General features: G+C 71.8%; 15 protein-coding genes, 1 pseudogene and 1 riboswitch. Of the genes and pseudogenes, 7 read left to right on the top strand and 9 right to left on the bottom strand.

What is annotated here, in order from left to right; genetic code table 11:
* Nucleotides 1-79: 79 nt before the first annotated feature.
* From HLK59_RS09890 to HLK59_RS09865, 6 genes are all read right to left on the bottom strand, one after another.
* Entirely contained in the window at nt 80-850 is a 771-nt protein-coding gene (locus HLK59_RS09890; RefSeq protein ID WP_171140946.1) for an ABC transporter ATP-binding protein, read from the bottom strand.
* Nucleotides 847-1,860 (bottom strand): iron chelate uptake ABC transporter family permease subunit, encoded by a 1,014-nt coding sequence (locus HLK59_RS09885; RefSeq protein ID WP_171140945.1) that lies wholly within the window; start codon nt 1,858-1,860, stop codon nt 847-849. Before HLK59_RS09885 ends, HLK59_RS09890 begins: the two co-directional genes overlap by 4 nt.
* The gene (locus tag HLK59_RS09880) at nt 1,857-2,864 is read right to left on the bottom strand and encodes an ABC transporter substrate-binding protein (RefSeq protein ID WP_171140944.1); all 1,008 of its coding nucleotides are present in this window, start codon (nt 2,862-2,864) and stop codon (nt 1,857-1,859) included. The genes HLK59_RS09885 and HLK59_RS09880 overlap by 4 nt, the downstream gene beginning before the upstream one ends.
* Nucleotides 2,865-2,933: 69 nt before the next feature.
* Nucleotides 2,934-3,139: riboswitch (cobalamin riboswitch) on the bottom strand.
* 84 nt (nt 3,140-3,223) lie between these two features.
* The gene (locus HLK59_RS09875; RefSeq protein WP_171140943.1) at nt 3,224-4,225 is read right to left on the bottom strand and encodes a VOC family protein; all 1,002 of its coding nucleotides are present in this window, start codon (nt 4,223-4,225) and stop codon (nt 3,224-3,226) included.
* Between the two features lie 5 nt (nt 4,226-4,230).
* Nucleotides 4,231-5,106 (bottom strand): alpha/beta fold hydrolase, encoded by an 876-nt coding sequence (locus tag HLK59_RS09870; protein ID WP_240982307.1) that lies wholly within the window; start codon nt 5,104-5,106, stop codon nt 4,231-4,233.
* 8 nt (nt 5,107-5,114) lie between these two features.
* The gene (locus tag HLK59_RS09865) at nt 5,115-6,719 is read right to left on the bottom strand and encodes a bifunctional 3-(3-hydroxy-phenyl)propionate/3-hydroxycinnamic acid hydroxylase (RefSeq protein WP_346779686.1); all 1,605 of its coding nucleotides are present in this window, start codon (nt 6,717-6,719) and stop codon (nt 5,115-5,117) included.
* Between the two features lie 135 nt (nt 6,720-6,854).
* On the opposite strand from HLK59_RS09865, the gene HLK59_RS09860 reads away from it, so the two are divergent.
* Together HLK59_RS09860 and HLK59_RS50890 are read left to right on the top strand one after the other, a co-directional pair.
* Nucleotides 6,855-7,487, top strand: a complete 633-nt coding sequence (locus HLK59_RS09860) for a TetR family transcriptional regulator (RefSeq protein WP_171140942.1) — start codon at nt 6,855-6,857, stop codon at nt 7,485-7,487.
* 299 nt (nt 7,488-7,786) lie between these two features.
* Nucleotides 7,787-7,972 carry a hypothetical protein gene (locus tag HLK59_RS50890; RefSeq protein WP_240982306.1) on the top strand — a complete coding sequence of 62 codons (186 nt, stop codon included), beginning with the start codon at nt 7,787-7,789 and terminating at the stop codon, nt 7,970-7,972.
* 44 nt (nt 7,973-8,016) lie between these two features.
* On the opposite strand, the gene HLK59_RS09850 is transcribed toward HLK59_RS50890, so the two are convergent.
* On the bottom strand, nt 8,017-8,478 hold the full coding sequence (locus tag HLK59_RS09850) for an Lrp/AsnC family transcriptional regulator (protein WP_171140941.1): 462 nt from the start codon (nt 8,476-8,478) through the stop codon (nt 8,017-8,019).
* A 98-nt stretch (nt 8,479-8,576) separates the two neighbouring features.
* Between HLK59_RS09850 and HLK59_RS09845 the strand changes: the two genes are divergently transcribed.
* From HLK59_RS09845 to HLK59_RS09830, 4 genes are all read left to right on the top strand, one after another.
* Nucleotides 8,577-9,194: a YitT family protein gene (locus tag HLK59_RS09845; RefSeq protein WP_171140940.1), complete on the top strand. Its 618-nt coding sequence runs from the start codon at nt 8,577-8,579 to the stop codon at nt 9,192-9,194.
* A gap of 98 nt (nt 9,195-9,292) precedes the next feature.
* A complete protein-coding gene (locus HLK59_RS09840; protein WP_171140939.1) occupies nt 9,293-9,700 on the top strand; it encodes a CoA-binding protein in 408 nt (135 codons plus the stop codon).
* A 67-nt stretch (nt 9,701-9,767) separates the two neighbouring features.
* Nucleotides 9,768-10,673 (top strand): formylglycine-generating enzyme family protein, encoded by a 906-nt coding sequence (locus tag HLK59_RS09835; RefSeq protein ID WP_171140938.1) that lies wholly within the window; start codon nt 9,768-9,770, stop codon nt 10,671-10,673.
* Nucleotides 10,674-10,768: 95 nt separating this feature from the next.
* Nucleotides 10,769-11,992 carry a 4-hydroxybenzoate 3-monooxygenase gene (locus HLK59_RS09830; RefSeq protein WP_171140937.1) on the top strand — a complete coding sequence of 408 codons (1,224 nt, stop codon included), beginning with the start codon at nt 10,769-10,771 and terminating at the stop codon, nt 11,990-11,992.
* Nucleotides 11,993-11,998: 6 nt separating this feature from the next.
* On the opposite strand, the gene HLK59_RS09825 is transcribed toward HLK59_RS09830, so the two are convergent.
* The gene (locus HLK59_RS09825) at nt 11,999-12,358 is read right to left on the bottom strand and encodes a metalloregulator ArsR/SmtB family transcription factor (protein ID WP_171140936.1); all 360 of its coding nucleotides are present in this window, start codon (nt 12,356-12,358) and stop codon (nt 11,999-12,001) included.
* A gap of 60 nt (nt 12,359-12,418) precedes the next feature.
* On the opposite strand from HLK59_RS09825, the gene HLK59_RS09820 reads away from it, so the two are divergent.
* A complete protein-coding gene (locus tag HLK59_RS09820; RefSeq protein ID WP_171140935.1) occupies nt 12,419-13,447 on the top strand; it encodes a cation diffusion facilitator family transporter in 1,029 nt (342 codons plus the stop codon).
* A gap of 16 nt (nt 13,448-13,463) precedes the next feature.
* Here HLK59_RS09820 and HLK59_RS09815 read toward each other — a convergent pair.
* Nucleotides 13,464-13,716 (bottom strand): annotated as a pseudogene (locus HLK59_RS09815) (hypothetical protein); the annotation flags it as partial.

The raw sequence follows: 13,716 nt of genomic DNA, 5'->3' as shown, positions 1-13,716 counted from the left end.
CAGGCAGGTGGCGCGGATTCCGGTCACAGCGGCGACCTCGCGACGACCGCGCAGGGCGTACGGCTGCCCGGACAGGCGTTCAGAGCAGCGTCCCCAGGAACCGCACGTGCGGCCGCCCGTCGGCGCCGTCCCTGCTGACGGCCGCCCGCACGCCGTACACCTCGGCGATGAGCTCCCGCGTCAGCACGTCCCCGGGTGCACCGCGGGAGTGCACCCGGCCGGTGTGCAGGACGACGACCTGGTCGCAGTACATCGCCGCGAGGTTGAGGTCGTGCAGGGCGACGACGGTGGTGACGGGGAGTCCGGCGACGAGGTCCAGCAGGTCCAACTGGTGGTGGATGTCGAGGTGGTTGGTGGGTTCGTCGAGGAGGAGTTCGCGGGGTTCCTGGGCGAGGGCGCGGGCGATCTGCACGCGCTGGCGTTCGCCGCCGGAGAGGGTGTGCCAGGGCTGGTGGGCGCGGTCGGTGAGGCCGGTGCGTTCCAGGGCGGCGCGTACGGCCTTCTCGTCCTGCTCGGTGGCGGGCGTCCAGGCACGGCGATGCGGGACGCGGCCCAGTCGTACGACGTCGAGGACGGTCAACTCGACCTGGGTGTCCGCCTGTTGCTCGACCACGGCGAGCCGTCGGGCGACCTCTCGCCGGGGCAGGCCGGACAGGGGCGCGCCGTCCAGTGTGACGGTCCCCGTCGTCGGGGCGAGCAGCCCCGCGAGCAGCCGCAGCAGGGTGGACTTGCCGGAGCCGTTGGGGCCCAACAGTCCGACGACGGAGCCCGGTTCGGGGGCGAGGGTGACGCCGTCGAGGATGAGGTGGCCGTCGGTCGTACGGCCGACACGGTCCGCGCGCAGGCTCATCGCACCTTCCTCGTCCGGTGGAGCACCGCCACGAACGCCGGCACTCCGATCAGCGAGGTCACCACGCCCACCGGCACCTCCTGCGGGTCGAGCGCGGTGCGGGCCAGGGTGTCCACCCACACCAGGAACACCGCCCCGGCCAGCGCGGACAGCGGCAGCAGCCGGGCGTGGCCGGCGCCGACGAGGGCGCGCACGGCGTGCGGCAGGACGAGACCGACGAAGCCGATCGCCCCGGCGGAGCTGACCAGCGCGGCCGTGAGCAGGGCGGTGACGCAGAGGAGGACCAGCCTGGTGCGTGCGACGGAGACCCCGAGGGCGGCCGCCGCGTCCTGGCCGAAGGCGAAGGCGTCGAGGGTACGGGCGTACGTCAGGCACACCGCCAGTCCGGCGGCGAGCACGGCCGCGCACACCCAGACGTCGGTCCAGCCCGCGCCGCTGAGCGAGCCGAGGAGCCAGAAGAGGACGCCCCGGGTGGTCTCGGCGTCGGCCGCGGTCAGCACGATGAAGGAGGTCAGCGCGGAGAAGAGCTGCATGGCGGCGACGCCCGCGAGGACGACCCGGTCGGTGCTGCCGCCCAGGGTGTGGCTGAGGAACAGCACCAGCGCGAAGGAGACCAGGGCGCCCGCGAACGCGCCGGCCGGCACGGACACCGCGCCCGCGCCGACCCCGAGGACGACCACCGCGACGGCCCCTGTCGAGGCGCCCGAGGACACGCCGAGGACGAACGGGTCGGCGAGCGGGTTGCGCAGCAGCGACTGCATCACCGCACCGCACACGGCGAGTCCGGCGCCGCACACCGCCGCGAGCAGGGTGCGCGGCAGCCGGAGCTGCCAGACGATGCCGTCCCGGATGGGCGTCAACTCCGAGGTGCCGACGCCGAGATGGGCGATGACGGTGGACCACACGTCCTGGACCCGGATGTCGGCCGGGCCGATGGTGATCGCCACGGCGACGGACGCGACCAGCAGGAAGGCCCCGGCCGCCCCCAGGGCGAGAGGCCTTGCGGTCACTTCGCGAGCCCGAACTCGCGGAGTCCGGCCGCGACCTTCTCCACGCCCTCGATGGTGCGGATGGTCGGGTTCATGGCCTGTCCACTGAGCAGCACGTACCGCTGGTGCCTGACGGCGTCCATGTTTTTGGTGACCGGGTTGGACTCCAGGAAGGCGATCTTCTTCGCGGCGGACTCGGCGGTCTGGGACTTGCGGGTGAGGTCGCCGATGACGAGGACGTCGGGGTCGCGGTCGGCGACGGTCTCCCAGTTGATCTGGGGCCATTCCTCGTGCGTGTCGTCGAAGACGTTCTGCGCGCCGAGGGTCCGGGTGATGATGCCGGGCGCGCCGCAACAGCCCGCCATGTAGGGCGACTCGGAGTTGGCGAACCAGTACAGGAGGGTCACGTCCGAGGCGTCGAGTCCCGAACCGGCCTTCCGCACCCGCTCCTTGAGGGAGGCGACGAGCTTCTCGCCGCGTTCCTCGACTCCGAACACCTTGGCCAGGTCACGGACTTCGCCGTAGACGGCGTCGATGCCGAGTGCCTTGCTCCGCGATCCGTCGCCGCCGCTGTCGTTGTCCTTTCCGGTGCAGTCGGACGGGGAGACGTAGGTGGGGACGCCGACTTTGTCGAACTGCTCGCGGGTGGCGACGCCGCCCTTGCCGAGCGTGGAGACGAAGGAGGCGGCCACGAAGTCGGGTTCGGCCTCCAGGACCCGCTCGTAGGAAGGGGCGTTGTCGGCGATCCGCTCCACCTTCGCGTTCGCCTTCTCCAGCCCCTTCAGCACGGGGTCGGTCCAGGTCGCCGTACCCGCCATGCGGTCGGCGAGGCCGAGGGAGAGCATGATCTCGGTGGTGCCCTGGTTGAGGGAGACGGCCCGCTTCGGCGGGGTGTCGACGCTCACGGTGCGGCCGCAGTTCTTCAGGGTGACGGCGGCCTCGGCTTCGGTCGGACCGGCGTCGGAGCAGGCGGTCAGCAGCAGGGTTCCTGCCACGAGCAGGGTGGCAGAACGCGCGTGGGGCACGGGAGTAGGTCCTCGGTCGTCGAGGGCTCGAACGCGGAGCCCGGTCGTACGGGGCTCCCCCGCCGCAGGTCGGCCGCGGGGGCCGCCAGCAGGTCTTCGGACTCGGGTTCCACCGGATCGGGGCGCCTTCCCGGACCGTCGTACGGCATTCAGTCGTACGGCATCCAGTGGCGAAAGGCCCCGCCCGTCACCCTCACCGCTGCGCGTCAGCTCCGGATTCGCACCGGATTCCCTGACCCACGTCCATGGGTTCGACTGGCCTCGGCAAGCTATCACGGCCGTGCGTGCCCCTTTCGAACGGCCGTGCCGGACCGGAGGGGAGGCCGGTCCGGCACGGGGTCCATCACCCGTCCGATCCGTCAGTCGTCCGGGATGCCGCCGCCGCTCAGCGCCGGAACGGTGATCTCCGGGCGGGCCAGGGAGCGGGCGCCGAGGCGGAACTGGTCGAGCAGGTCGACGATCGTCCGGCCGACCGGCTTGTGGCCCCAGACGCTGATGCCCTGGTGGGTGGTGGGCTCCCAGGTCGACTCGTCGACGACGACGGGGTTCCAGCCGACCTCCCACTCGAAGCCCGAGGGGGTGCGGGCGTAGTAGGAGAGCTCCTTGTCGTTGGTGTGCTGTCCCACCGACAGGGCCATGTCGAAGCCGAGTTCGTGCACCCGGTCATAGCTCCGCGCGAGGTCGTCGAGGCCGGCCGCCTGGATGTTGAGGTGCTGGACGCGGGTACGGACCGGGTCGATCGGCAGGCCCCGGACGGCGGCGACGGCGATGGAGTGGTGGCGTTCGTTCACCCGCAGGAAGCGGATCCTGAGCTTGACGCCGCTGATGGTCTCGTCGATGTAGTCGGTGAGCCGGGCGTCGAAGACCGTGGTGAAGTAGCCGCGCGTCAGGGCGGGTCTGGCGGAGGTGATCGCGACATGGCCCATGCCCGAGTCACCGGTCACCCAGCCCGAGGAGAGCATCTTCAGTGGCTCGGCCGAGGTGAGCGGGGTGGTGTAGATCTCCTGCGCGATGCCCTTCGGGCCGGGGAAGCGCAGGAGGCGCTCCACCCCGCGCAGGGCGGCCTCCTCGTCGGAGCCCCGGACGACGGGGACGCCATGGGCCCGGGTCCGCGCCTCGATCCGCTCGAAGGAGGCGTGGTCGTCGATGTGCCAGCCGAGGGCCGTGACGTCCTCGGCGGGACCGCGCCGGATCAGGAACCGGCACTCCTGGTCGTCGAGCCGGAAGCGCATCACGTCGGGGGAGATGTCGTCGTGGTGCATGCCGACGGCGTCGGTGCCGAAGCGGCGCCAGTCGGCGAAGCGCCGGGACTCGATGACGACGTAGCCGAGGTGGACGGCGCCGAAGACGTTCGTGTTCATCGACTTCATCGACGGCCCGCCAGGAAGTCGGCGCAGAGCTGGTTGAAGAGGTCGGCGCGCTCCCACTGCACCCAGTGGCCGGTGTTGGCGACCTCGTACAGGTCGCAGTTGGGCATGCGGTCGGCCAGCATGCGTCCGCCGGAGGGCCGGTTGACCTGGTCCGACGCGCCCCACAGCACCAGGGTGGGCACGGGCAGCCGGGACAGCCGCCGGTCGCGTGTGAAGTCCATCTTCCAGACGGTGCGCAGGTCCTTGGGGCGCTGGAGCGGCGGGGCGGCGACCACCTCGGGGTCGATGCTGGCCTCGTAGCGGGCGTCGATGACCGAGTCGGGTACCTGGGCGGCGTTGAAGACCAGGTGGTTGCGGATGAACTTCTCCAGCTTCAGCCGTGAGGGGCCGTCCCCGGAGTAGTAGTTCAGCAGCGAGTTCAGTCCCGGCGTGGGCAGGGCGCGGGTGGTGCCGATGCCGCCGGGGCCCATGAGGACCATGCGGTCGACGCGTTCGGGGGTGTCCAGGGCGAGGCGCAGGGCGCAGGCGCCGCCGTAGGAGTTGCCGACGAAGTGGGCCTTGTCCAGGCCGAGTCGGTCGAGGACGCCGCGGATGCCGGTGGCGAGGGCGCCGAACGGGTCGGTGAGGTCGATGCCCTTGCTGCTGCGGCCGTAGCCGGGCAGGTCGGGGACGATGACCCGGTACTCCCCCGCCAACCGGGCGATGTTGCGGGAGTAGTTGGAGACGCCGGAGGCGCCGGGTCCGCCGCCGTGCAGCAGCAGGACGGGCGCTCCCTGCCCCGTCTCCGCGACGAAGATCTTCTTGCCGTCGACGTCGAGCAGTCGCTCCTGCATCGCCGGGAGTTCGGTGTGCGTGTGCGTGTGCGCGGTCATGGTCGTCCTCACGTGGCGATCAGTCGGGATGCCGGGGCGAATCCGGCGGGCGGCGGCGGGAGTTGAGCGCCCGCGGAGGCCGCGGCGTAGACGTAGGCGTCGGGGCGCAGGGCGACGGTGGTCGCGCGATGACCGGTGAGCCAGGGCAACAGCACGCCGTCGCTGTCGACGACCGCGCCCTCGGTGGGCCGGGAGCCCACCGGCAGGACGGCCAGCGACTCGACGCCCAGGCGCTTCCAGGCGGGCTGCGGTGTCGGGAGTCCGAGGTGCAGGAGCCGCCAGTCGCCGCCCAGCACGTCGTCCAGGCGCACGCGTTCGCCGTCGGCGCCGGTCACCCAGGGCTGGGGTATCTGGTGCCCGGCGGCCTTGGTGCGGGGGCGGGCCTGAAGTCCTTCGGCGTAGTGGGCGACGGGGATCCAGTGGGAGTCCTGGAGCCACTCGCTGAAGCCCCCGACCCGGTTCAGCACCGGCATCACGGCATCGCGGACCCGGGTGACCGCGCGTCGCCGCTCGGTGATGATCCGCCCGACGAAGACGGCCCGCCTGGTGACCTCCTTGACGTGCGGCTTGCGCTCGGCCTCGTAGGAGTCGAGCACCGACTCGGGCAGCTCGCCCCGCAGCACGGCGGCCAGCTTCCAGCACAGGTTGGCCGCGTCCCGCACCCCGGCGGCCATGCCCTGCCCGATCCACGGCGGCATGGCGTGCGCGGCGTCACCCGCGAGGAAGACCCGGCCGACCCGGAAGCGGGCGGCGAAGCGGACATGGTGGCTGTAGACCGTGGCGCGCTGGATCCGGATCTGGTCCCGGCCGATCCCGTACTTCGCCACCATCGAGTGGATCGCGTCATCGGTGACCAGGTACTTCTCGTCGTCGCCCGGCAGGATCGGGAACTCCCAGCGGTGGTGTCCGAGCGGGGTCGGACAGTCCACGGCGGGCCGGTCCGGGTCGCAGCGGAAACGCAGCCGGTCGTGGTCCGGCCACGGCGTGAGCATCTCGGTGTCGACGACCACCCAGCGGTCCTCGTACGTCCGTCCCTCGTACCCCACGTTCAGCTGCGCCCGCGTCAGGCTGGAGCCGCCGTCGGCCGCGATGACGTACTTCGCGCGCACCCGTCGTACGGAGTCGTCGACGGTGCCCAGCACCGTCAGCTCCACCCCGTCGGCGTCCTGACGTATGCGCAGGCACTCGTGCCGGAGCAGGATCTCCACGTTCGGGTAGCGGTCGACCCCGTCGCGCAGCACCTGCTCCAGGGCGGGCTGGTAGATGAACATCTGCGGCGGATGGCCGTGCCCGCGCGGGGTCGGCCGGGCGGTGACGAACGCGCGGCCCTTGGCGTCGACGAAGTCGAGCGGCCGCTCGGCCAGCATGTCCTGCTTCAGCCGGTCGGCCAGGCCGATCCGCTGCCAGATCCGGACGACCTCCTCGTCCGTGGAGATCGCCCGGGCCCGGGAGTAGACCTCGGCGTCACGTTCCAGGACGACGACCCGCAGGCCCAGGGCTCCCAGCAGGTTCGCCGCCGTGACACCCGTGGGCCCGTACCCGATCACCGCCACGTCGTACGCGCCGTTCCCAACGCTGGTCCCGGCTCTTTCCTCGGCGCTGATTCCACTCACCAGGCCACCTCACTGTCGTTCACTGCGGCTCTTCGCGACTCTTGCTGTAGCGTTCATTCCAATTGGAATAACCGCTACGGTAAGCTGGGTGTTGGATACGGTCAAGAGATCGACACGGCAGGAAGGGCACCTCTCATGACCAGGCCGCAGACGGCGCGCAAGAAGCGTGCGAACGGGGTGGAGTCGCGGCTGCGGATTCTCGACGCGGCTGTCGAGATCGCGGGCGAACGCGGGTACGAGGGCACGTCGATCGCGGCGGTCAGCGCCAAGTGCGGACTGCCCGCCAGCTCGATCTACTGGCATTTCAAGGACAAGGACGACCTGATCGCCGCGGTGATCGAGCGCAGCTTCGAGAGCTGGCTCACGGCCGTGGAGCTGCCGGGCGAGGGCACCGGGACCCCGCTGGAGCGGTGCGTCACCATGGCGGCGAACGTGGCCGAGTCCCTGGTCGACGCACCCGACTTCCTGCGCCTGGGGCTCATGCTCGCCCTGGAACGCCGACCCGCCGAACCGCGCGGCCGCACGGTCTTCCTCCAGGTCCGCGGAGTCGCGAGCGGCAAGATCAGCGAGATGATCGGGACCCTGTTCCCGGACCTGGACGACGCGGCCGTCCGCACCCTGACCACCTACGCCGTCGCGGGCGCCGACGGGCTGTTCGTGCACCGCGAGATCCACGGCGACGCCGTCGACCTCGTGGCCATGTTCGAGCTGCACGCCGAGCTCGTCTACGACGCCGCCACCCGCATGGCGGCGAGGAGCCGGGGGTAAGAGCAAGGAGCCGGGTGTAAGAGCAAGGAGCCGGGCGTGAGAGGCAAGGAGCCGGGCGTGAGACAGGAGGCGGCCCGCCTGCTGCGCCACGCCGAGCACCGGGTCAGTCCCGTCGAGCCGCTGACGGAGCTGCTCCCCGGCCTGGGCCTGGCCGACGCCTACGCGATCCAGCGATCCAGCGATCCAGCGATCCAGCGGGACAACGTCACCCGGCGGCCGGCCGACGGGGCGACCGTCGTCGGCCACGCAGCACCGGCCTCGCCGGCGTCACAGCCGAACTGGTCATCGACGACGACCCCGTGGCCTCCGGCGACGGCACGGCGGTCGCCTGGCTGGCCAACACCCTGGCCACCTTCGGAACCGCCCTGGAGGCCGGGCAGTCGGTGCTGCCCGGCGCCATGACCACCGCGCCCTTCGTCGCGGCCGGCCAGGAGGCCGAGGCACGCTTCGGCCTCCTCGGCGCGGTCTCGGTGCACTTCGTGTGATCCCCGGCCCCGGCGGCCGGGCCGGCTCGGCGTCGGCCGCGTGATCAGGCTTTCGCGGCCTCCTCGATGAGTGCCCGGATCCGCAGCGGCATCTCCTCGCACAGGGAGATGGCGGTGCTGGTGCGCACCACGCCCGGCGCGTCGAGGATCCGGCCGGTGATCCGGTGGAGGTCGGCGGTGTCCCGGGCGACCACCTTCACCAGAAGGTCCGCCTCTCCCGTCGTGGAGTGCATCTCGACCACCTCCGGGATGCCGCGCAGAGTCCGCATGGCGTGGGCCGAGTCGGTCTGGCTCACGGCGATGGAGACGAACGCGGTCAGCCCGTGGCCGAGGAGCGCCGGATCGACGCGGCGGGTGAACTCCCTCAGGACGCCCGACCGCTGCATGCGCTGCAAGCGGGAACTGAGGGTGTTGCGGGCGATGCCCAGCCGTGCGGAGAGCGCCAGGGCGGTGGCGTCGGGCTCGTCGTCGAGGGCGAGGAGGATCTGGGCGTCGAGACTGTCCATCTGAACACAATGCCACCCAACCCTTCAGTCATGTTCCATTCTGCTCAACCCTCAGACCCTGTGTTGCACATCCTGGGCCTCTTCCCCAAGCTGACGGGATGCACGAGTCCGCCTCGCTACCCGTCCCGCACAGCCTCGCCGAGAACGTCGTCGCCATCGCCGTCGGCACCTTCGTCACGTCCTTCGGGCTGTTCCTGATCGGCACCGCCGGGGCGGTGACCGGTGGCACGGCCGGCCTCGTACTGCTGCTCTCGCAGCTGCTGCACTGTCCCTTCGGCATCCTCTTCGCCCTCGTGAACCTGCCCTTCGCCGTGCTGGCCTGGACGCGCCGGGGGTGGCGGTTCGTCGTGAGTTCGGTGCTGGCCGTGGCCGCGCTGTCGGCGTTCTCGCTGCTGCACCCGCTGTACATCGAGGCGGCCCGGATCAACCCGGTGTACGCCGTAATCATGGGCAACCTCGCCGGAGGACTCGGCCTGCTCATCGTGCTGCGCCACCACTCCAGCCTCGGCGGCTTCCAGGTCGTCGCCCTCGTCTGCCAGGACCGGCTGGGGTGGCGGGCCGGATACGTGCTCCTCGCGCTCGACGCCACGGTCGTCGCCCTGTCGGCCGTGACGGCGCCGCTCCACACCGTCGCCCTGTCCGCCGTGGGGGTCGCCGTGCTCGACCTGGTCCTGGTCATGAACCATCGGCCGGGCCGCTACCCCGCGGCGCTCTGACGGAGGGAGGGCCGCCTCGGGAATCCCGGCGCCCGGCCCACTGTTGTCGCGCACACCAGCCCCGGCAGGGCAGCACAGGACTTCACAGGAGGCCGAGCGTGTACGGCGACCCAGCAACGATCCGCAAGATCCTCACCGAGAGCGGCGACACCTGGGCGATCGTGGGCCTGTCGTCGAACCAGCGACGTGCGGCCTACGGCGTCGCGGACGTGCTGCGGCGGTACGGCAAGCGCATCGTGCCCGTGCACCCCAAGGCGGAGACGGTCCACGGCGAGCAGGGCTATCCCTCGCTGGAGGCGATCCCCTTCGACGTCGACGTCGTGGACGTGTTCGTCAACAGCGACCTGGCCGGTGCCGTCGCCGACGAGGCCGTCGCGAAGGGTGCCAAGGCCGTCTGGTACCAGCTGGGAGTGATCGACGAGGCCGCGTACGAGCGCACCCGCGCCGCCGGTCTGGAGATGGTCATGGACCGCTGCCCCGCCATCGAGATCCCCCGGCTCGGCTGACCGACCGCTGACCGGCCGCTGACCGAGCGCTGACCGGCCGCACAGGAACGTCGCCTAGCCTCGCGCCATGCACGAGTCGCCGCCACCCGCCCGCTGCTGCATGCCGTCGGGAGGCGGCCCGAGCGAGGAGCCACGGGTCGTGCCGCCGTCGCGGGCTCCCCGGGGTCCGGTCGCCGGCATGGTGGCGCTGCCCGGTGGCGAGTTCCTGATGGGCGCGCAGGACGCGGAGGGGTTTCCCGCCGACGGGGAGGGGCCGGTGCGGGCGGTGCGGGTCGAGCCCTTCCTGATCGACGCGTGCGCGGTGACCAACGAGCAGTACGCCGAGTTCGTCGCCGACAGCGGGTACCGCACCGACGCCGAGCGCCTGGGATGGTCGTACGTCTTCGCCGGTTTCCTGCCCGCCGGGCTGCGCCGCGGCGCCCCGCGGCCCGAGCACACACCCTGGTGGTGCGGGGTGGAGGGGGCGTTCTGGAACCGGCCGGAGGGGCCCGGCAGTTCGGTCGGGGAGCGAGCTGACCATCCGGTCGTCCATGTGTCGTGGCACGACGCGGCGGCCTACGCGGCCTGGGCGGGCAAGCGGCTGCCCACGGAGGCGGAGTGGGAGTACGCGGCCCGGGGCGGTCTGGAGCAGAAGCGGTATCCCTGGGGCGATGAACTCGACCCCGGCGGCGAGTACCGCTGCAACATCTGGCGAGGCACCTTCCCCACCAGGAACACGGCCGCCGACGGCTATCGCGGCACGGCTCCGGTGGACGCCTTCGCGCCCAACGGGTTCGGGCTCCACAACGTGTCCGGGAACGTGTGGGAATGGTGCGCCGACCGGTGGGATGCCGGACTCCCCTCTCGGGTCATCCGCGGGGGCTCCTACCTGTGCCACAAGTCCTACTGCAACCGCTACCGTGTCGCCGCGCGCAGCGCCAACACCCCTGACAGTTCCAGTGGTCATACGGGATTCCGTTGCGCGCGGAGCTGACCCACCCATCACCCCGTTCGCGAGCACCGCACGGTCACCCCGATTTCCGCGGTACGCGGTTCCCGGGTGCGACAGGGCGCGGACATAATGCTCGGATGACTTCCCCCACCCCCCACTCCAACTCCGGTGCCGCACAGCGCAGTCCGGTCGTCGTCATCGGCGCCGGGCCCGCGGGGCTCACCATCGGGAACATTCTGCGGGCCGCCTCCGTCGACTGCGTGGTCCTGGAGACCGAGACCCGAGAGTTCATCGAACAGCGGCCCCGCGCCGGGGTCCTGGAGGAGTGGGCGGTACGCGGTCTCGAACAGCGGGGTCTCGCGGTGCGCCTGCTGGAGCGGGCGCAGCGGCACGCCGAGTGCGAGTTCCGGTTCGGCGGGGAACGGTACCGCTTCGAGTACGCCGAGCTGACGGGTCATCATCACTGGATCTATCCGCAGCAGTTGCTGGTGACCGACCTGGTGCGCGAGTACGCCGACGTGCGCGGCGGCGACATACGGTTCGGTGTGCGGGACGTGGAGCTGCACGACCTGGACACGGGCCGCCCGTCGGTGTCGTACACGGACCCGGAGTCGGGCGAACGGGTGCTGATCGGCTGTGACTTCGTCGCGGGCTGCGACGGCGCGCGCGGCGCGACCCGGGCCGTACTGACTCCGGACCGCGCGCACATCTCCCGCTACGACTACGGCATCGGCTGGCTGGCGCTGCTCGCCGAGGCCCCGCCGTCCAACGACTGCGTGATCTTCGGTATGCACCCGAACGGCTTCGCCGGCCATATGGCCCGCAGCCCCGAGGTGACCCGCTACTACCTGGAGTGCCCGCCGGGCGACGACCCCGAGAACTGGTCGCACGACCGTGTCTGGTCCGAACTGCGGGAGCGCCTGGGCGCGTCGGGCGCACCGCCCCTCAGGGAGGGCCGGCTGATCGAGAAGCGGGTCCTCGACATGCACAGCTATGTCGTCGAGCCGATGGTCTTCGGCCGCCTCTTCCTCGCCGGTGACGCCGCCCATCTCACGGCGCCCATCGCGGCGAAGGGCATGAACCTCGCCCTGCACGACGCGTTCCTGCTCGGCGACGCGCTGATCGCCCAGCTCACCAAGGGCGACGGCACGGGTCTGTCCGGCTACTCGGCGGCGTGTCTGGGCCGGGTCTGGGACTACCAGGAGTTCTCCCAGTGGCTCTCCGACATCTACCACGGCACGTCCTCCGGCGACCCCTACCGGGCGGGCACCACCCTGGCCCGTCTGCGCCGCCTCTTCGGCTCCGCGTCCGCGGCGTCGGCCTTCGCGGAGCAGTACCTGGGCAAGGGGTCGGGGTACTGACCCGGTTCAGTCGTGCACCGGCCGATCGCTGAGCCGGTGGTCCGCCACGTTCAACGCCTCGTCCACGAGCCGCCGCAGATGCCCGTCCCGCAGCGAGTAGATCACCCGGCGTCCTTCCTTCCGCGTGTTCACGAGCCCGGCCAGCCGCAGCCGGGCCAGATGCTGGCTGACCGCGGGCCGGGCCGCTCCGCAGGTCTCCGTGAGGGTCGTGACATCGGCCTCGCCGCCCGTCAGCGCGTGCAGCAGCGTGAGGCGGGTGCGGTCGCCGAGGAGGGCGAGGAGTTCGGCGGCGAGGACGAACTGTTCGTCGCCGGGGGTGAGCGGGTGCGCATGATGCGCAGGTGACAGGTGCATGCGTGCGCTCATACGCACATAATGGCGCGATGGGCGGGGAACGTCCACTACACGCACCGGGAGGGGAAGCACGTGAGCGACGGGCATCATCACCAGCACGAGCACGAGCACACCCATGGCCGGCGGCACCGCCTCACCCATCTCCTCACCCCCCACTCCCACGAGACCGCCGACAAGCTCGACTCCGCCCTGGAGTCCTCGGCGCGGGGCATGCGCGCCCTGTGGGTCTCGCTCGCGGTGCTCGGTGCGACGGCGGTGGCGCAGGCGGTCGTGGTGGTGATGTCCGGGTCGGTCGCGCTACTCGGGGACACCGTGCACAACGCCGCGGACGCGCTGACCGCCGTACCGCTGGGCATCGCGTTCGTGCTCGGCCGGCGTGCGGCGACACGGCGTTTCACCTACGGGTACGGGCGGGCGGAGGATCTCGCGGGCATCGTGATCGTGCTGACGATCGCCGCGTCGGCGGCGTTCGCCGGGTGGACGGCGATCGAGCGGCTCCTGGACCCGCGGCCCGTCCAGCACGTCCCTGCGGTCGCGGTCGCCGCGCTCGTCGGCTTCGCGGGCAACGAGTGGGTGGCGCGGTACCGGATCCGGGTCGGCCGGGACATCGGCTCGGCCGCGCTCGTCGCGGACGGACTGCACGCCCGTACGGACGGATTCACGTCACTGGCCGTCCTGCTGGGCGCTGGCGGTTCAGCCCTGGGCTGGCAACTCGCCGACCCCGTGGTGGGGTTGGCGATCACGGCCGCCATCGCGCTCGTCCTGCGGGACGCGGCACGCGAGGTGTTCCGGCGGGTCATGGACGCCGTCGACCCGACCCTGGTCGACCTGGCCGAGCACGCCCTGCGGGAGGTCGAGGGGGTGCGCGAGGTGGGCGAGTTGCGGCTGCGCTGGATCGGGCACCGGCTGCGCGCCGAGGTCGCGGTGGTCGTCGACGGCGACATGACGGTACGTCAGTCCCACGCGGTCGCCGTCGAGGCCGAGCACGCCCTGCTGCACGCCGTGCCCCGGCTCACCGCGGCCCTGGTGCACGCCGACCCCGCGCCACTGCCCGGCGAGGACGACCCGCATCTCACCCTCGCCCATCACACCGCGGCCTGAGGTCAGGGGCCAGGGCTCAGGGCCCGTAGCCACGGGCCCTGAGCACTGGCACCCGACCGCAGCCCGCGGTGTGATGGGCGAGGGCGAGTGCCGGGTCCTCCCCGGCGGGAAATGGCACGGGGTGGGCGTGAAGCCGGGCCGCGGTCAGCCCGGCCGCGGCGTGCAGCCGGGCGTGCTCGGCCGCGCCGCTGACCGCGCGCAACCGAGCTGCCGTCATCTCGCCGTCGACCACCCCCCCGGCCCCGCCGCGCCACAGGAGCGCGATCACG

The organism is Streptomyces sp. S3(2020), assembly GCF_013044505.1.
Taxonomy (GTDB): Bacteria; Actinomycetota; Actinomycetes; order Streptomycetales; family Streptomycetaceae; genus Streptomyces.
This window is presented reverse-complemented; position numbering and strand designations above follow the sequence as displayed.

What these genes read in the sequence shown, in the direction of transcription:
- HLK59_RS09890 (WP_171140946.1), bottom strand. Translation starts at nt 850, where the DNA reads ATGAGCCTGCGCGCGGACCGTGTCGGCCGTACGACCGACGGCCACCTC.
- HLK59_RS09875 (WP_171140943.1), bottom strand. Translation starts at nt 4,225, where the DNA reads ATGAACACGAACGTCTTCGGCGCCGTCCACCTCGGCTACGTCGTCATC.
- HLK59_RS09870 (WP_240982307.1), bottom strand. Translation starts at nt 5,106, where the DNA reads ATGACCGCGCACACGCACACGCACACCGAACTCCCGGCGATGCAGGAG.
- HLK59_RS09860 (WP_171140942.1), top strand. Translation starts at nt 6,855, where the DNA reads ATGACCAGGCCGCAGACGGCGCGCAAGAAGCGTGCGAACGGGGTGGAG.
- HLK59_RS09850 (WP_171140941.1), bottom strand. Translation starts at nt 8,478, where the DNA reads ATGGACAGTCTCGACGCCCAGATCCTCCTCGCCCTCGACGACGAGCCC.
- HLK59_RS09845 (WP_171140940.1), top strand. Translation starts at nt 8,577, where the DNA reads ATGCACGAGTCCGCCTCGCTACCCGTCCCGCACAGCCTCGCCGAGAAC.
- HLK59_RS09835 (WP_171140938.1), top strand. Translation starts at nt 9,768, where the DNA reads ATGCACGAGTCGCCGCCACCCGCCCGCTGCTGCATGCCGTCGGGAGGC.
- HLK59_RS09830 (WP_171140937.1), top strand. Translation starts at nt 10,769, where the DNA reads ATGACTTCCCCCACCCCCCACTCCAACTCCGGTGCCGCACAGCGCAGT.
- HLK59_RS09825 (WP_171140936.1), bottom strand. Translation starts at nt 12,358, where the DNA reads ATGAGCGCACGCATGCACCTGTCACCTGCGCATCATGCGCACCCGCTC.